Source organism: Sinomicrobium oceani, assembly GCF_900119185.1.
GTDB classification, from domain to species: Bacteria; Bacteroidota; Bacteroidia; order Flavobacteriales; family Flavobacteriaceae; genus Sinomicrobium; species Sinomicrobium oceani.
The window spans coordinates 49,766-68,122 of record NZ_FPJE01000025.1 but is presented as its reverse complement, the minus strand read 5'-3'; the positions used below and the strand labels follow the sequence as shown (position 1 = coordinate 68,122).

Below are 18,357 nucleotides of genomic sequence, written 5' to 3'. Positions count from 1 at the left end.
TGGTGTCGATACGAATTATCGCCGTGCCCCCCATCACATGGGTCAGCGCATAGCGCATATCGGTGATCTTAAGATCCGAAGGTGCAGAACTGCGACTGACCTTAGAGGTCGTCTGGGCCATCGTATCTTCGAAGGACAAGCCCATAAAACCGGCAAGACCGATACCTCCAAGGGCGGTTTTTTTTAGAAAATTACGGCGGGCTGAGCCCGTATCAGGATGAGATATTTCTGCAGCACGAGACTCACGGTACGCTGCTTCCTCGGCTTTATTTTTGGCCATAAGACGCCTTAACTCCGTTTTCATAAGTTGTTGTTCTGTTTAAAATATTGTCTGATTTTTTGACGGAATTACACGATCTGTTCCTTGCTTACCGATTCGGCAAGCCCACGCATATATCCGATTGCAAACAGGTTTCCGAGATCCATATACCCAGCTCTGGTATTTTTCTCTCCTGCCATGGTAGGAACATGGTCCGGTCGTATAGGGCCTCTGAAACCTATATCGTAATAGGCCTTCATAGCCTGGTACATGTCTATATCGCCTTCGTCATGAAATGTTTCGGTAAACTTCGTACTCGGCAGTTCTCCGCTTAATTCGCGCACATTCCGGAAGTGAACAAAATGTATCTTTCCCTCATTTCCCCATCTCCTCACTAACTTCGGGATATCTGCGCCCATGAGCGAAAAATTGCCCTGGCACATCGTAACACCGTTAAACTCGCTGGGGACAATATTCATCATGCGGTCGAAATTTTCCACCGTATTCATAATCCTGGAAATTCCCTGGATACTATCTACCTGAGGATCATCCGGATGCATGGCAAGTTTCATCTCTATCTTCTCGGCCTCAGGCACTACGGCCTTCAGAAAGTATTCCAGGTTTTCCCATAACTTCTCTTTACTTACCGTTCCGTATTCCGTGAGCGGTTTATCCTTTATCTCATTGTAATCGAAAGCTGTTACAAGAGCTCCGCCCCTTCCGGGACTATCCATCGATGTTCTTGCCCAGCTAATCACCGGCATCCAGTTGTAACAAATTACATCGACCCCGGCACGCTTGAGGTTTTTCATAAAAGTGATAAAATTGTCTATTTCTTCATCCCTGCCTTCAAGTCCGAGTTTGGTCTTGGAATGCAATGAAGGAGGACCTTCCACCACATTGTAATTTAATCCTACGGCCTTCCATCCATCAACTACTTTTTTTATGGATTCATATTCCCATGGTTTTGCTTCCGGGTCACCTATAATTCTTTTATCTATGCCGGCAACAGCTCCGAGAGCATCAATCTGTTTTGATAATTCAATGAGATATTGACATGCTTCCATGCCTCCGAAATACGCATTACTCATTTGCATTCCGGCATCTTTAGCCATGCTTCCGAGTTCCCGGTGTTTTTTCACCACAGCTTGTTTTATTTCCTTTTTTTCTTCGCAGGAATACGCTATTCCTCCCATAGACAAAACTGCTGCCATGGAAGCTCCCTTTTTTATAAAATTTCTTCTGTTATTTTCCATGATTTTACTTTTATTACATATTATCATTCTGCATCCCACCATACTCTTGTGAGATAATTATCCGGTCCCTGTGCACTGATTGCCGCCTCTACATTCATCGTATTAAGTGCGCGTTCTTCATAAGAATACATCAATCTCCTAATGGGTCTTCCGCCGGTGGTATTCAAAGGATAGGTAATCGGTGCCATTTCCGGGAACCCTGTTCTTTTCCAATTAGACCAGGCTTCAAAAAAATCGAGATACATGTAATGTGCCAGGTAAAACTGCGTGTGGATCTGTCTCATCTGTTCTTCATTACTTCCCGTAAGCGGATGATTTGCGATATAATCATCAATTTCATCAGAGGTAATAGATACGCCGTCAACACTACTGTTAGGGTAACGTATCGCAGATTCCATATTGCCGCGGATAGCATTGTGATAATGATCTTGTGGTGTATCGCTGATCCATCCGCGTAATGCTGCTTCGGCAAGTAGAAACTCGCATTCGGAGTAGCTCAGAATAATTGAAGGGGTCGAAAAATTAGCTATTGTAGCCGTATTAGGTTCCGAAAACTCCGCAAGCATCCCATTATTCCATCCCGGAATTATTTCACTGATGGTTCCGGGATCATAACCATTGGGCAGCCCTTTCTGCAAAGAGGGTTCGGTAGTTTCGGAAAGGACCTGGCTTTGTCTTGCATTGATGTTACCTTCCCAAAGTGTCATATAAAAAGGAATACGGGGATCATCGTGCTCCTGTAACAGATCGACAAAAGTTTTGCCCATTTTCACCAGTCCGAGCCCCTGATTACTTTCGGGAAGACTTTCCCTTTTGAGTTCCCTGGCGTCCCAGTTCCAGGTATTGCCACTGGTAGGGGCATGTTCTAACACGGCTATATCGTCATTACTTTGCATCACACCTCCGTTATAGGCTTTAACAACCCATTCCCGTGCCATAGCAGCATCTACTTTGGTCAACCGCATTCCCAGTCTGAGCATCAGGGAATAAGCAAAAGTCTTCCACCGGTCTGTACGCCCTCCGTACACGACATCTCCACCTCCGAAAGAGGCCCTGGAAGCATCGAACTGCCCTATAGCTTCTTCCAGTTCTGCAAGCATCATGGGATATATTTCGGATTGCCGGTCATAAATCGGTTTGAACATCAGTTCACTGCTTCCTTTTACAGCTTCAGTGTACGGTACATCCCCGTAAGCATCCGTAACCCGGTGCAAGACATATACCTTCCATATTTTTGCAATGGCATTCTGATTGACCAGTTCGGGATTATCTTCGGTCGCTTCCAGAATTACAGAGAGTTCCCGCATATGTGAGGTATAAGCGGTTTCGAAAAAATTTCCGGTCTGCTGATTCACAATACCCTTTTCACCATACCAGAACGTCTGTAATGTAGCATGATACTGCATGGCGCCGGAGAGGTATTTGATATTAGTCCGGTTTCTGTCCTCAGTACCGGTTCCTACGGTTCTGATCAGACTGGTGGTAAAAAGACTACCTATATCCGGCTCCGTGTATGCGTTGGGATCCCGGTTCATTTCCTCAAATCCCGAATCGCAGGAAACCATGAGTAACATCCCGGTAAAAAGGACAATCCGGGAGATTGTTTTTGCGCTTATATATCTTTTGAGATTCATGTTGTATTTTTTTGGTTAGCATTCTTTATCTTAAAATGACAAACTCACATCCAACCCGAAAGTACGGGTAGATGGTAATCCGAAATTTTCCAGTCCCTGAGCATTAGAGCTGCTGTAATTCGACTCCGGGTCTATATTATCAGTCGTGGTATAAAGCACCAAAAGATTTCTTCCTACGACAGAAAGACTGGCTGCGGTAAAAGGTGTTTTTTCCAGCAGAGCGGAAGGAAAGTTATACCCGAAACTAAAGGATCTCAGTTTAATGAAATCTGCCTTTTGTACAAATTCATCGGTAATGCTGTAGGCTATACCCCGGTAATAGGTCTGTGCGGGAACAGTAGCGGAATACGCATTTCCTGCTTCGTCAACACCCTGTACCTGTACTCCTGTTTCCCGTACGTTATTGGCTACGGTACGCTTATCAAGTCCGAAATCAGTACCATACGCACTTGTTGCAGAATAAATACTTCCCCCCCAGCGACTGTCGAGCAGAATATTGAGATTGAAATTCTTATAACTGAAATTATTAGAAAATCCGATACTCAACGGGGGAACACCTTTTCCGAGAGGTACTACCGGGCCCGGTACAGGTAATCCGCTCAGACTATTATATACAATTTGTCCGCCGGCATCTTGTAGCATTCGGTTTCCTGCAATCATACCAAAGGGCTGCCCTTCAAAATGATATATACCACCGTTCAATGTTCTTGTTGTCGCTCCGGGCAATTGTAATACATCAAGATCATCTGCTATTTTAAGCACCGTATTCTTATTATAAGCCATGTTATACGTGAGATCCCAGTTCAGTCCATCTTCGCTCCTTACCGGTGTTCCGGTAAGCATAAGTTCGACCCCCCGGTTTCTCATTTTTCCGACATTTAGCGCTACGTTATCATATCCGCTTGAAGGTGCAATAGAGGCGTTTACGATATCATCGGTCGTGGTACGATCGTATAGGGTAAGATCCATTCCCAATCTGTTCTGGAACACCCGAAGTTCTATACCTGCTTCTATTGTAGTAGAAGTATAAGGCACCAACCTCGTAGGAATAGTCCCACTGGTTACATTAGTTAGTGTCTGACCGAGGTGAGGTATAGATTGTGCGGAATAGGTCTGGGCTATAGCGTACGGACTGGGAGCTCCTCCACCCACCTCTGCCCAGGACGATCTTACTTTGGCATAACTCAGCCATTCGGGCTTGTTCGTCCAGGCTTGTGTCAATAAAAAACTAAGTCCTACGGAGGGATAGAAAAGATTGTTGTTGTTTACATCCAGGGTAGAGAACCAGTCATTTCTCCCGGTGAGGGTAAGATAGAGGTAATCTTTATAATCTACATCAGCGGAAAAGAATAAAGAATTGATACCGTATTTTCCATAATCAATATCAAAGTTCTGACTGCTTCCGTTGCCGATAAAATAACGGAAAGGAATATTGAACTGCCCACTGGATAATCCGATACCATCATATAGGTTACGCATCTGATTTCCTCCGGCGATGGCATTGATACTAAAATCTCCCGCATTTAAATTCACCCCGAGTATCGCCTCAATATTGGTTTCGGTTTCCAGACTTTGGTCTGTCCACATACTTCCGGGGTTATTAAAGGCAATACCCGAAGGTTCGATGCGAAACCCATCGGTATTGATCTGGTCCATTCCGATCCGTGCCCTGGCATACAAAAAGTCGGTAATATTATAGCTAACACTGAACGATCCTATAAACCTTTTCCTGGTATCCCCGTTTCTTATTTTATTTACCGCAAAGTAAGGATTCGTTGCATAGATATAATCGCTCCAGGGCATTTCATCGCCATTGGGCAGGTATCCCGGCGCAAGAGTTCTTACATCTATATTCGTGGCAATGAGCTGGGTTCCCGCATTCGGATTTTGCTGAAAATCTGCCAAGAACGTACGGTTTTTCACTTCCTCCGTAGAGTATTGTGCATTACCGGAAAACTCTATTTTTTCAGCCAGACTTGCATTGACATTAAGATTGAAAGTCTTACGGTTCATCTTATTGTGCGGAACAATAGACTTATTGTCCATATTCGAAGCAGCAAACCGGAAATTTATTTTTTCACTCCCTCCTGTCAATGCAACACTATTGGTAATCGTAGAACCCGACTGATAAAAATTCTCTACATTGTTTTTTTTCGCCGTATAAGGTCTCTGTTCGCCGTCCGGCTGTATAACCATGGAACCATCAAGGGGAGCCCCCCACGAAGTTCTTCCGAATGCCACGGCTTCACCTTGCGTTGTCGGTGCCTGTCCTAACGAACCGGAACCGTACTGGTATTGCCAGTCCAGAAAGTTCATAGCAGTTTCCGCAGTAAAATTGGAATGGAGTTCCACACCAATACCTTTTCGACCTCTGCCCGATTTGGTTGTTATCAATATGACACCATTAGCTGCCCTTGCCCCATAAAGCGCTGCTGCTGTTCCTCCTTTCAGCACCGATATACTTTCTATATCATCAGGATTAATACTGGAAAGCCCGTCTCCCCGATCAATTCCTCCATAAGTACCCGGAGTAGACGAATTGGTATTGGTAATCGGCATCCCATTCACCACATACAGTGGTTGATTATTTCCGTTAAGAGAGCCGTTTCCCCTGATAATTACCCTACTGGATGCTGCAGGGCCACCGCTGGTAGGTGTAGCTGTTACCCCGGCCACCCTTCCGGAAAGGGCATTTCCCACATTAATTTCACGTGCTTTAGTCAGGTTTCCCCCATCTACCTCAGAAACCGCATACGTAAGCGCCTTCTTTTCTCTTTTTATACCTAATGCCGTCACTACTACGGCATCCAGTACCTGTGCATCTTCCTCAAGTACAATATTAAACGTGGTTTCTCCCCGTACCGGAATTTCCTTCCTCGTAAACCCTACATAAGACACCACAAGAACAGCATCTTCATCGGAGATCGTAATAGTAAATTTACCGTCAAAGTCACTTACAGCTCCGTTAGAAGTACCTTTTTCCATGACATTGGCTCCGCCCAGAGGTATTTGCTGATTGTCGGTAATCGTACCGGAAACTTCATACCCCTGTACATTGTCTTGCTCAACGGGAGGTACAGTAATACTTCCTGTTTTATGTGTCTTGCCTTTCAACAAAATTTTCCGGTCCATGATCTCGTAATCCGTGTCGGAGCTGTCAAAAAGTTTTTTGAGAATACGGTCTATCGTTTCCCGTTCGGCATTGATACTCACCTTTCGGGATAGGTCGACGGCTTTGATATTAAATATAAAGCGGAATTCGGTCTTCATTTCAATTTCATCGATTACACGCGATACCGGTACGGCATCCATATCCAGGGAAATTTTTGTTTTCTGGGAATATGTATTACTGGCCTGAAGAGCTGCAGTTACGGTGAATAACAAAAGAAGTGATAACTTCATTTTTAAGTCAAAGTTGAATTTCCGGGCATGGTTATACCCGGACTTCCAGAGTTTTTTCATAATTTTGAGTGTTTTTGGGTGATTAATAGATTTTAATCACTTGAACAAATCGGGAAATGTGGCTGCATTTTCCGATTCTTTTTTTCAAATGATCTGTTACAAATCCTGAGAGTTTTCGTGTTTTATGTCATACTGTTCCGATATTAAAAATTAGTTGATTACAATTCTGTTTTCTATGATTTCATAATTTATCTTATAAGCAGCATTAAAATATCGCAGCACCTGTTCTATGCTTTCTTCCCCGGGTTTGATCGTAGCATTGAATTTTTCATATTTCAGGCTGTCGTTATTATTGATAATATTCACATTGTAATATCTCTCCAGCTTTTCTACAATATTATCAAAGGACTCATGCCTCAATATAATCTCTCCTTTCATCCACGAGGTATATAGTGCGGTATTTACTCTTGACCTCGATAATTGCTTGCTCTGTTTATTTAAAATACCTTTATAGCCGGGTTGCAACAGTAGTTTTTCCTGTTCGTATCCCGGAGTACTGGAGGATAAACTGACTGCTCCGTTGACAAGTACGACAGAAGTATCATCATCTTCGGAATAATTGGAAAGATTAAATGTTGTTCCCAATACTTCTACGTGAAGATTCTGTGCCCGCACCACAAACGGATGTTCTCTGTGGTGTGTGACATCAAAAAACGCTTCGCCCTCCAGGTAGACTTTTCGCTTTCCGTTTTCCGGAAAGACTACCGGATATTTCAGCGAACTTCCGGAGTTGAGAAATACATGTGTTCCGTCGGAGAGTACAATATCAAAACGTTTTCCATTAGGTACGTTCAATGTGTTGTACACGATCTTTTTTCCTCCGGAGAAGTCCTTTTTAGTATACATGAGCTTTCCGTTACGTATGGTTCCCAGACGTTTCCCGTTATCATCCGTAACCGGATATTCTCCCTCGGTGTCTATCGTTTTTATGTCACCGTTTTCCATCTGTATGGTAACAGCCCCTTCGGTTTTGGACACTTTCGTAAAATCTTCCTTCCCGGAAAACACATTGTATTCAAAAAGATACCCGACAGCGAAAAACAGGATGGCCATGGCTGCATATGCCATTAATTTGCGAAATCTCCGATGGTATATAACATTTTTATCCTTCCTGATCTCTTTTATCAAATATTTTTTAATGTCATTATTTTGATCCTGATCGTTGTTCATATAAAGAATTATAGCATAGTGGGTTTTTATAAATTCCCGGAAAACCTTTTCATTTTCGGGGTCTTCGATCCATTTGTTAAGTATATCCAGCTCTATACTATTTGCATCTTTACTGAGATATTTAACCAAAAGATATTCGATTTCCGGGTTGGGCATTGTAATGTTGTTTTTATAGTAAATACAGATCTAAAATTAAATACCCTTAATATTTTAGCTTTATTTTTTTGTTATATATAATTTTTATAGTTTTATTTTGCCAAATAAACCAACCACATGTATACTTTTAATAACGAAGACCTTATCGAAGGATTGAAGAAAGGCGATGAAAAGGCCTTTATGTTTCTGGTAGATTCTTATGGCAACAGGCTTATTGCCTATGCCAGAGGACTGGTAGACGATCCGGCAATGGCCAAGGATATCGTGCAAAACGTTTTTCTCAAGACATGGCGTCACAGACATAAACTCGACAGCAAATTTCAGATCAAAGGCTTTCTGTACAAATCGGTGTATAATGAATTTCTGAACCAATATCAGAAAGATAAAACACAAATGATACTGCAATACAAGTATATAGAGACCTTTAATCATATTGTAGAGAAAACTGAAGAAAAAAATATTCAGCAGATGATTGATATCGTATACAGGGAAATTGAAAAATTACCACCGAAATGCCGGGAGATCTTTAACCTGAGTAAAAAGGAAGGATTGACGAATACCGAAATTTCTTTACATCTCGGTATCTCCGTAAAAACAGTTGAAGCCCAAATCACGAGGGCATTTTCCATTCTACGTTCAAATCTGGGAAAACAGTTCGAGTCTATTTTAATTCTGATCTTCGGAAAACTTTCAAAAGTACCGTTTCCATAATTTTCGCCTATCCAATCCGCAAATAGTGCTACTACCAAAAAACTAATTTCTTAAAACAATACAAAACACCTGTTTAAAAATCAAAAACATATATGTGTATTATTTACACAGTCATACGGTTAAGCGTATTTTTTACACACTCAAAATATATGCTTAATTCTCTTTAGTCTCTACAATAAAGTAAGTTAACTACTACAACGTATTGTGGCATCATTTTAAATAGCATTCATCATAAAGTTAAAATTTTCTAAAAAAAGCTTTGATGAAAAAAAAACTATTACCCAGGTCAGTACTTCTGCTTTTGGGCCTGTTCTTTTGTAATCTGTCTGTTGCACAAGAAGAACGGGACATCAGCGGAAATGTCAAAGATGCTACCGGTATGCCATTACCCGCTGCCAATATCGTTGTAAAAGGAACACAAAACGGAGCCGATACCGATTTTGACGGAAATTATTCACTCCGGGTCAAAACAGGTGATATTCTGGTATTCACCTATATCGGGATGCAATCTCAGGAAGTTCCGGTAAAAGACAACCAGGATACCTACGATATAGTGATGAAAGAAGAAAATGCCAAGCTCGATGAAGTTGTGGTTATTGGTTACGGTACACAAAAACGTGCCGATGTTACCGGAGCTATCAGTGTTATGAAAGCCAATAACCTTGACGAAAGACCACTGCTTAAAGTAGACCAGGCGCTGACCGGTCAGCTTGCCGGGGTCCGCGTCGTACAGACCAGCGGTATCCCGAGTAAAGGGCTCTCCGTCCAGGTCAGGGGTACGGGTTCTATCTCCGCCAATACACAACCTTTATATGTAATAGACGGTTTTCCGCTCGATCCGTCGGCGCAAAACAGCGCGGGTGGCTATTCCACGGGTAACCCGCTGGACAATATCAGTCCCAATGATATCGAATCTATACAGGTCCTCAAAGATGCGGCTGCTGCGGCCATCTATGGTTCGCGTGCTGCCAACGGTGTGGTTATCATACAAACCAAGTCCGGGCAGATGGGGGCACCCACCATATCATTCAACACCTATGTAGGTACTGTCGAAGCTTCCAAAAAACTGGACGTACTCAATGCTTCAGAATGGATAGACAGGGCTACAGGTATGATCGATTACAACTGGATAAACTCCGGTCCCGGTCGGACAGCATCGCAGACCGCTGCCGAACGGCAGGCCATCCTCGGCGGCTTCGATGCCAGTATGATCAGGGACGAACGCTGGTACCAGCCCGGTTACGGAGGACTGGACTACGTCGATTGGCAGGATGCCCTTTTTAAGACAGGATTTGTACAGAATTATCAACTCTCCGCAAGAGGAGCTACCGAAAATGTAAAGTACTATATTTCCGGAGAATACCTGGATCAGGACGGTTATGCCGTAGGTGTCAATTACAAAAGGTTCTCAGCCCGGGCCAACGTAGAAGTCAAGGTAAGTGACAAGATCTCGATGGGAGTCAATCTCAATCCCACGTATTCCGAGGCCAATGATCCCGGGCTCGAAGGAAAAGACAATCAGCTACACAAAGCAGCCACTTCCGTACCTTTGTCTGCAGACGGGCTCGATTATAATATCGGGGACAATACCCGCTATGAATGGGGAGGAAGCAGCCCAAGCCCGCTACGGGTACTTCAGAACAGTATAGGACGTACCAAAACCATGCGGACCCTTTCTACCCTCTATGGTACAATGGAGATCGTTAAAAATCTCAACTTCAAATCCACGTTGAACTTCGACAATACCGATGAAGACCACAAGAGTTTTACGCCTTCGTTCGTCACCAACAACAACCAGGCTTCGGGAACATTTACCTCCTTCAGAAAACAGAATTTTGTCAATGAGAATACATTAAACTACGATGCCACCCTCGGCACGAAGCATCGTCTCAATGCCCTGGTCGGATTGTCTTACAACTGGCTGAACCTCGAACAACAGCGCATCCGGTCTGCAGACGGATTTGCTTCGGACGAGATTACCACCATCAACGGAGCCAACAATATCAATGTCAACGATACGTACACCCTGGAGAGCAAACGTGTACTTATCTCTTATTTCGGCCGGGTACAGTATAGTTTTGATGATAAGTACCTGCTCACAGCTTCCATACGCCGGGACGGTTCTTCCAATTTCGGACAGGATACCAAATGGGGAATATTCCCCTCCGCTTCCGCGGGCTGGGATATCAGTAAGGAAAATTTCCTGAAATCCGCCTCTTTCCTCGATCAACTCAAACTCAGGGCAAGCTGGGGTATTTCAGGAAACAATGGTATTCTGGATGATTACGGGAGTATTTCCATGTTGGGATTTGCCAATTACAGCTACAACGGGGCGCTGGTTACCGGACTGGTACCGGCTAATGCCGCCAATCCCAATCTGGGGTGGGAAGAATCGGAAAGTTTTGATTACGGTATCGATTTTTCCGTATTTAACAACAGGATAAGGGGATCTTTCGATTACTATATCAAAACCAACACCGACCTACTGCTCAACATTCCCGTACCTACCGCATCCGGTTTTTCCACGGCACTCACCAATATAGGAGAAGTGGAAAACAGAGGGTGGGAACTCGAACTCTATACCCAGAATCTGAACGGGGATTTTAACTGGTCTACCAGTATCAACCTGAGTTATAATACCAACGAAGTAAAAAAACTCGGCCCCGACAATGCTCCGATCCTGGGGGGAGATTTCGATATCGAACACAATATATTACAGGTAGGTCAACCGATGTACAGCTACTATGTCGTACAACAGGACGGCATACTTACGCAGGCCGATATAGAAAACGGCGCAGCCCTGTTTGGCAACCAGACTGCCGGTGACCCACGTTATGTGGATGCGAACGGCGACGGGGTTATCGACCAGAACGACCGCGTCCTTTCCGGGCACCCCAACCCGGACTATATCTGGGGGATCACCAATACATTCCGGTACAAAGGCTTTGACCTTTCGGTACTCTTGCAGGGACAATGGGGCGGACACCTCTACTCCACTTTCGGAAGGGCCATAGACCGGACGGGAATGGGATACAACCAAAACGTACTGGGAAAATACCGCGATCGCTGGCGCTCAGCAGAAGACCCCGGTAACGGAGTGGTCGGGAAATCCAATTCGAATTTCGGAGGGATTAAAAACACAGACTGGTTGTATTCTTCAGATTACTGGAGGGTACGGAATATTACCCTCGGTTACAATTTCGGCGAAGCGCTTAAAGATACCTTCTTCAAAAGCATCCGTGTGTACATAGCACTCGAAAACTTTTTCGGAGGCGACAAATACGCCGGCGGGTGGAACCCCGAAGCCAGAAATACCAGCGGTGATGACTATGGCGGAGCCCCCTTGTCCAAATCCTTTATTACCGGAATCAATGTTACGTTCTAACCCTAAAAAGACTGTACAGATGAAAAAAATATATATACTGCCCCTATTGGCCGCTACACTCTTCTTCTCCTGCACTAACGAACTCGATCAGAACCCTGTTTCCGATATCGGGAGTGAGAACTTCTACAGGGATGAGGACGATTTCGAACAAGCCATAAACGGTATTTACAGCAGCCTGCAGACCTACCCGGATCATCAGCTCGTACTCTCCGAAATACGATCGGACAACATGTATGCTATCACCAATTCCGGGATACGCGATCATGAGCCCGTAAACAACTTTTTCCCGACCATCGCTACCAACAGTTATATTGCCGAAGTGTGGAGCAAAGATTTCGAAGGGATTCTCCGCGCCAATACCGTCCTGGATCGTATGACAGATGAGGCTGTCCCCGATGAAAACATGCGAAACCGGATGATCGGTGAAGCCCGGTTTATGCGCGCTTTTTTCTATTTTGACCTGGTGCGGTTTTACGGGAAGGTTCCCCTGCTCGATCACGTGGTCACTCCCGAAGAATCTCTCGAAATCGGGAGAAGCAATGTTTCCGAAATCTACACGCTTATCATAGCCGACCTGGAAGATGCCATAAACAAACTCCCCGAAAGCTACCCTGCCGAACAACGTGGAAAAGTGACGCTCTGGGCGGCAAAAGCTATGCTCGGAAAAGTCTACCTCACCCGTTCCGGCACCTCTTATGACATTGAAGGCCCCGGCATGGATTCAGGCGAATACGATCTGGCCTTATCCCTCTTCGATGATATCATCAACAATGGCCCTTATGCTTTTATCGATGATTACGATACTATTTTTGCCTACGACAATGAAAATAATTCCGAGATTATTTTCGATATTCAATATAAAGACGGAAGCCTCGGAATAGGAGCTACCTACCCCGGATTATTCGTCCCGGATAATTATTTTGAAGCCATAGGTATCCCCTTTCCCGCGGGAGGTGAATACAAGGCGCCTTCCGAAAATCTGCTGCACAGTTTCGATGATAACGATATCCGGTACAACACCATATTCCAGGAAGGGTATACCGATGCCAACGGTAATCCTATTGCCGATATCTTTATTGTGAAATTCCTCGATACCGAAAATCCCGGTACCGACCGTTTTGACTGGCCTATCAATTTCCCGCTGATACGATATACCGAGGTGCTGATGATGAAAGCCGAAGCCATTCTTTTCGGAGGAACGGGAAATCCGTCGGATGCCGATGAGATCGTAAACCGGATCAGGGACAGAGCTAATCTCCAACCACTCACCGCGGTTACCACCGATCAGCTCCTCGAAGAAAAGCGAAGGGAATTCGCCGGAGAAGGAACCCGGTGGCACGACCTCGTCCGAAGTGGTAAAGTCCTCGATATCATGAATACATGGATCCCCGAAGATGATGTCTCCGATAAAATACAGGCCCCTATAAACCAGAACAGCATTATTTACCCGCTCCCTTCTACACAGATTACGGTGAAAGAAGGACTTTACGACCAGAACCCGGGGTACAATTAGATTTAAGAATAAAAAAGAGGGGGTTTAGCTCGTGGTTGGTGAATCGCCGGGTTACCGGGTTAATTATCTGGAACCAATAAACACATCGAGTACTACATGGACTGCGAACCACGAGCTAAACAGCTCTCCACCCTCCCTATCCTTTGATTATAGTCATAAAAACAATAAGTTATTAACAATCGGCGCAATCGGTTGCTTTAAACTTTCACGTCACCGGTTTTTTATTTAATTTTCTCCTGCAATTAAAAATCAACCCTAATCCATAGCCTTATGTGCTATGTTAAAACCCGTCGTATGTTTATCTTGTGCAAAAGACTGTTCCCCGCTCTGTTCTTGTTTTTATGGTTCACCGTTTCTCACGCCCAGGGCGGTTATGAACTTTGGTTGAATTACCGCAAAACAGAAAATCCGGAAACCCTGGAGCACTACAGGACACATCTCCTGTCTGTGGTTATGGACGAAAACAGCGAGACGGTTGATGCGATCAGGGAAGAGCTCAGCACCGGTCTTGGCCTTATGCTGGACAGTACGGTCTCCTTCATTTCTGAAATCCCGGAAAAGAACAGCCTTGTCATCCGCAAAACGGAAAACCTTCCTTCGGGGCTACGCAATACCCTGAAAAAAGATATTGCAACTATTGAAAACGATGGTTTCCTGATCCGTGCTTCCGGCAATACGGTAATCATTACCGCCCGGAAAGACGTCGGTTTGCTCTACGGGACTTTCCGTCTGTTGCATCATTTGCAACAAGGCCTGCCCCTTCGCAACCTGAGGATACTGGATATTCCAAAAACAGATATCCGGGTGCTCAATCATTGGGACAATCTCGACAGAACCGTAGAACGTGGTTACGCAGGAGCTTCTATATGGAAATGGCATCGCCTTCCGGGTTATATCGATCCGCGTTATAAAGACTATGCCCGGGCCAATGCTTCGGTGGGGATCAACGGAACCGTTCTCACCAATGTCAATGCCAGTGCATTGGTCCTTACGCCTGCCTATATCGAAAAGGTGGCTGCCCTTGCCGAGGTCTTCCGTCCGTACGGTATCAAGGTATATCTCACCGCCAGGTTTTCGGCTCCCATGGAGATCGGCGGACTCCAAACGGCCGATCCGCTCGATCCCGGGGTACGGCAATGGTGGAGAGACAAAGTCGATGAAATCTATAAGACTATCCCTGATTTCGGTGGCTTCCTCGTCAAGGCCAATTCGGAAGGTCAGCCCGGTCCCCAGAACTACGGAAGATCCCATGTAGACGGGGCCAATATGATGGCCGAGGCGATGGCTCCTCACGGGGGGATCGTTATGTGGAGAGCCTTTGTTTATTCCGAACACGATACAACCGACCGGGCGAAACAGGCTTATAACGAATTTGTTCCGCTCGACGGCAAATTTATGGAAAATGTGCTGGTACAAGTTAAAAACGGTGCTATCGATTTCCAGCCCAGGGAACCTTTTCACCCCATGTTCGGGGCCATGCCGCATACGCCGTTGATGATGGAATTTCAGATGACCCAGGAATATCTCGGGTTCAGTACACACCTGGTCTTTCTTCCCAAACTATACGAAGAAGTGCTGCAATCTGACACCTACAGGCACGGAAAAGGATCGTTGGTCGCCCGTGTCGTGGACGGTACGCTCGACAATAAGAAAATAAGCGGTATGGCCGGGGTTGCTAACATCGGCAGTGATATCAACTGGACAGGACATCCTTTTGCGCAGGCCAACTGGTACGGGTTTGGCCGGCTGGCCTGGGATCCTTATCTCTCCGCATCGCAGATTGCAGACGAATGGTTACGGCTCACCTTTACAAACGACAACAACTTTATCAAGCCCGTAAAAAATATCATGCTGGAATCGCACGAAACCGTCGTAGATTACATGACCCCGCTGGGATTACATCACATTATGGATACCGGACATCATTACGGTCCCGGACCGTGGGTAGGTAACCTGTCACGACCCGAGTGGAACCCCGTATATTACCATAAAGCAGATACGGCAGGGATCGGTTTCGACCGGACTCCTTCCGGTAGTAATGCCACGGCTCAATACGCCGGGGAAGTGGCTGCAACCTTCAATAACGTAAAAACCTGTCCCGAAAAATTCCTGCTATGGTTTCATCATCTGCCGTGGGATTATAAGCTTCAAAGCGGCAATACCCTATGGGATGGCCTCGGTATACGTTACCAGGAAGGTGTAAACCGTGTCCGGGAAGCACAAAAAACCTGGGCTGTCATGGAGCCCTACGTAAATAAACAACAATTCGAAGAAGTACGTATGCTCCTCGGTATTCAGCACGAGGAAGCACAATGGTGGCGCGATGCATGCATGCTGTATTTCCAGACTTTTTCGAAACAACCGTTCCCGGAAGAAATGGAAACCCCGTTGCATTCCCTGGAATATTACCGCTCACTTAAATTTCCCTATGCCCCGGGAATCAGTCCGCAATGGCATTAAAAAAACCGGCTGTCCCGAAGGGGTATAAGGGACAGCCGGTCTTATCTTACCAGACGTAGTTATCACTTTAACACGCCGAGCTCTTCCAGGTCGTATATCTTCTCCATTAACACCCATTTTTCACCGTTCCGGGTGAACTCCGGGGTTTGCTGATACTTCCCCATAAGGCTTTCCCAACGTTGTACGATACTATTTTCCGCATCCATCAGCTCCTTGCGCTCCAGGGAAAAATCATCTTTGGTATCCATAATCATAAACAGACGGTTCCCGGCCAGGAAAATTTCCATCTGTAATACACCAGCCTCCCGGATACTTTTGGTAATTTCGGGCCAGGTATTACTCCTGTGATGATATTCCTTGTATTTTTCGATCAGCTCAGGATTGTTTTTCAGGTCGCAGGTAAAACAAAGTCGCTTCATAGCCATGAGTCTTTTTTTTTCGGGAACTCTTCCCGTAAGGTCAGGTTCGTTTTCGTTATTCTTATTCCGGAAGCAGTGCCCGATCCAGGTGCACATAACCTCCGTCGACATAGACGAACTGTCCTGTGGTATGTGAGGCACGATCCGAAATCAGGAACAAACAGGTATCTGCGATCTCCTGTGCTTCCGTCATCCTTTTCCCTAAAGGTATCTTTTCTTTAATAGCCTGTAACTTCGCTTCACCGTTTTCCATTTGTCCGATCCAGTTTTCATACGCAGGCGTATAACACTCGGCAATGATAAGCGCATTGGTACGTATACCATCCCGGATGAGGTCTACCGCCCATTCTCTGGTAAGCCCCAATACACCACCTTTTGCCGCGGCATATCCGGAGGTTTTCCCCTGTCCGGTCTGGGCTACTTTAGACCCTATATTCAGGATTGCACCCCTGGATTGTTTCAGGTATGGCAGGGCGTACTTTACCGTGGCATAATAACTTACGAGATTGAGGGAGAGCGAACGCATAAAATCTTCTATGGAGGCATCCAGTCCTGCCCCATCATTGACCCCTACATTATTAATCACCGCATCGATACGTCCGTACACCGCCACAGTCTGCTTTATCGCTTCTGCAATTTGATCCGGAACGGTGAGATCCGTTTTTATAAAACTGGCCTTGATGCCCTTTTCACGGTACTCTTTTTCATATTCGTATCCGCGATCGTTACGGCATACGATAACCGGCAGAGCTCCTTCCGAAGCGAGGGCACGGACAATAGTCTCTCCGATACTTCCCTTAATGCCTGCGGCCCCGGTTACGACTACTACCTTGTCTTTCAGATTTAAATCCATTTTCGGTCCTTTTATCAGGAATACAACAACCCCGTATAGTTAATACCGGGTTGCTCTACCCTTATTTTAATTATTAAAATCTATCATCCCCTTAATTACACCTTCTGCCGGATCCGTCCACTTTTCAAAATTGGCTATAGCATCCTTCAATCCCGATTCGTGAGTAACATATTCATTTACGGGAAAATCTCCGATGACCGATATGACGTGTTCAAAATCTTCCGGCGTTGCATTTCTGCAACACAACAAGGTGGTTTCTTTGGCATGAATTCGCGGATGCGTGAATTCCAGTTCCCCGTTAAAGAGTCCTACAAGTGCGTATCTGCCTCCATGTGCCATATAATCGGTTCCGGCTTCCATGGCTCTTTTATTTCCCGTGGCATCAAAAACCACATCGGCGAGGTCATCATCGGTAAGGGCTGCTACTTCGGCTACTGCATTTTCCCCGGCTTTTACGATCTTATCGATACCTATCCGTTCTTTGACAAATTGCAGGCGCTGCTCATTAGTGTCTATAGCAATAACATCTGCCCCGCGTAACTTAGCCAGTTTAAGGATGCCTATCCCGATAGGGCCACATCCTACCACCACAACGCTGTCCCGGTCGGTCACCTCCGCCCTTCTGATGGCATGTGCTCCTATGGCCAGAGGTTCGAGTACGGCAATCTGTTTATCGGTGAGGCCCGGAACAGGAATGAGGAAGGCTTCGGGAAGTACGATCTTCTCTTTCATTCCTCCGTCGGTATGTACCCCGAAAACCCTGATATTACGACAACAATTGGTTTTTCCCTTACGACAGGCCACGCAGGTTCCGCAATGCAGATACGGAATTACGGCAACTTTATCGCCCGGCCTCAACGGACTGCTTTCATCGGCTTCCAGTACTTCCGAAGCTATTTCGTGCCCCAATACCCGGGGATACGTAAAAAACGGCTGGTTACCTCCGTACGCATGCAGATCCGTACCGCAAACACCTATTTTATTTACCCTGAGCAAAACTTCTCCTTTTGCCCGTTGGGGCTCTTCCATGTCACCGAGCACAAGACTACCCGGTTTTTCGCATACTATATATTTCATTT

At 45.4% G+C, this 18,357-nt stretch carries 12 protein-coding genes; 4 read left to right on the top strand and 8 right to left on the bottom strand.

Going from position 1 to position 18,357, the window contains the following annotated elements; all coding sequences use genetic code 11:
• The 5 genes from BT112_RS17870 to BT112_RS17850 all read right to left on the bottom strand — a co-directional run.
• A partial coding sequence (locus tag BT112_RS17870; RefSeq protein WP_139276299.1) for a twin-arginine translocation signal domain-containing protein occupies nt 1-304 on the bottom strand: 304 nt, incomplete at its 3' end.
• Nucleotides 305-348: 44 nt separating this feature from the next.
• Nucleotides 349-1,515: a mannonate dehydratase gene (locus BT112_RS17865; protein ID WP_072318830.1), complete on the bottom strand. Its 1,167-nt coding sequence runs from the start codon at nt 1,513-1,515 to the stop codon at nt 349-351.
• A 23-nt stretch (nt 1,516-1,538) separates the two neighbouring features.
• Nucleotides 1,539-3,149, bottom strand: a complete 1,611-nt coding sequence (locus tag BT112_RS17860; protein WP_072318829.1) for a SusD/RagB family nutrient-binding outer membrane lipoprotein — start codon at nt 3,147-3,149, stop codon at nt 1,539-1,541.
• Nucleotides 3,150-3,179: 30 nt separating this feature from the next.
• Complete coding sequence (locus tag BT112_RS17855) at nt 3,180-6,611, bottom strand: SusC/RagA family TonB-linked outer membrane protein (RefSeq protein ID WP_072318828.1); 3,432 nt, start codon at nt 6,609-6,611, stop codon at nt 3,180-3,182.
• A 150-nt stretch (nt 6,612-6,761) separates the two neighbouring features.
• Nucleotides 6,762-7,937 carry a FecR family protein gene (locus tag BT112_RS17850; protein WP_072318827.1) on the bottom strand — a complete coding sequence of 392 codons (1,176 nt, stop codon included), beginning with the start codon at nt 7,935-7,937 and terminating at the stop codon, nt 6,762-6,764.
• A gap of 117 nt (nt 7,938-8,054) precedes the next feature.
• Here BT112_RS17850 and BT112_RS17845 point away from each other — a divergent pair, with 117 nt between their 5' ends.
• The 4 genes from BT112_RS17845 (at nt 8,055) to BT112_RS17830 (ending at nt 16,006) form a co-directional block, all read left to right on the top strand.
• A complete protein-coding gene (locus BT112_RS17845; protein WP_072318826.1) occupies nt 8,055-8,648 on the top strand; it encodes an RNA polymerase sigma factor in 594 nt (197 codons plus the stop codon).
• Between the two features lie 262 nt (nt 8,649-8,910).
• Nucleotides 8,911-12,033: a SusC/RagA family TonB-linked outer membrane protein gene (locus BT112_RS17840; protein WP_072318825.1), complete on the top strand. Its 3,123-nt coding sequence runs from the start codon at nt 8,911-8,913 to the stop codon at nt 12,031-12,033.
• A 19-nt stretch (nt 12,034-12,052) separates the two neighbouring features.
• Nucleotides 12,053-13,546 (top strand): RagB/SusD family nutrient uptake outer membrane protein, encoded by a 1,494-nt coding sequence (locus BT112_RS17835; RefSeq protein WP_072318824.1) that lies wholly within the window; start codon nt 12,053-12,055, stop codon nt 13,544-13,546.
• Between the two features lie 294 nt (nt 13,547-13,840).
• On the top strand, nt 13,841-16,006 hold the full coding sequence (locus BT112_RS17830; protein WP_072318823.1) for an alpha-glucuronidase family glycosyl hydrolase: 2,166 nt from the start codon (nt 13,841-13,843) through the stop codon (nt 16,004-16,006).
• Nucleotides 16,007-16,068: 62 nt separating this feature from the next.
• Here BT112_RS17830 and BT112_RS17825 read toward each other — a convergent pair whose 3' ends face one another.
• The 3 genes from BT112_RS17825 to BT112_RS17815 form a co-directional block, all read right to left on the bottom strand.
• Nucleotides 16,069-16,425, bottom strand: a complete 357-nt coding sequence (locus BT112_RS17825; RefSeq protein WP_317039611.1) for an L-rhamnose mutarotase — start codon at nt 16,423-16,425, stop codon at nt 16,069-16,071.
• 61 nt (nt 16,426-16,486) lie between these two features.
• Entirely contained in the window at nt 16,487-17,278 is a 792-nt protein-coding gene (locus BT112_RS17820; protein WP_072318821.1) for an SDR family oxidoreductase, read from the bottom strand.
• Between the two features lie 66 nt (nt 17,279-17,344).
• Entirely contained in the window at nt 17,345-18,355 is a 1,011-nt protein-coding gene (locus tag BT112_RS17815) for a zinc-binding alcohol dehydrogenase family protein (protein WP_072318820.1), read from the bottom strand.
• Nucleotides 18,356-18,357: the final 2 nt, after the last annotated feature.

What these genes read in the sequence shown, in the direction of transcription:
- BT112_RS17865 (WP_072318830.1), bottom strand. Translation starts at nt 1,515, where the DNA reads ATGGAAAATAACAGAAGAAATTTTATAAAAAAGGGAGCTTCCATGGCA.
- BT112_RS17860 (WP_072318829.1), bottom strand. Translation starts at nt 3,149, where the DNA reads ATGAATCTCAAAAGATATATAAGCGCAAAAACAATCTCCCGGATTGTC.
- BT112_RS17855 (WP_072318828.1), bottom strand. Translation starts at nt 6,611, where the DNA reads ATGAAAAAACTCTGGAAGTCCGGGTATAACCATGCCCGGAAATTCAAC.
- BT112_RS17850 (WP_072318827.1), bottom strand. Translation starts at nt 7,937, where the DNA reads ATGCCCAACCCGGAAATCGAATATCTTTTGGTTAAATATCTCAGTAAA.
- BT112_RS17845 (WP_072318826.1), top strand. Translation starts at nt 8,055, where the DNA reads ATGTATACTTTTAATAACGAAGACCTTATCGAAGGATTGAAGAAAGGC.
- BT112_RS17840 (WP_072318825.1), top strand. Translation starts at nt 8,911, where the DNA reads ATGAAAAAAAAACTATTACCCAGGTCAGTACTTCTGCTTTTGGGCCTG.
- BT112_RS17835 (WP_072318824.1), top strand. Translation starts at nt 12,053, where the DNA reads ATGAAAAAAATATATATACTGCCCCTATTGGCCGCTACACTCTTCTTC.
- BT112_RS17830 (WP_072318823.1), top strand. Translation starts at nt 13,841, where the DNA reads ATGTTTATCTTGTGCAAAAGACTGTTCCCCGCTCTGTTCTTGTTTTTA.
- BT112_RS17825 (WP_317039611.1), bottom strand. Translation starts at nt 16,425, where the DNA reads ATGAAGCGACTTTGTTTTACCTGCGACCTGAAAAACAATCCTGAGCTG.
- BT112_RS17820 (WP_072318821.1), bottom strand. Translation starts at nt 17,278, where the DNA reads ATGGATTTAAATCTGAAAGACAAGGTAGTAGTCGTAACCGGGGCCGCA.
- BT112_RS17815 (WP_072318820.1), bottom strand. Translation starts at nt 18,355, where the DNA reads ATGAAATATATAGTATGCGAAAAACCGGGTAGTCTTGTGCTCGGTGAC.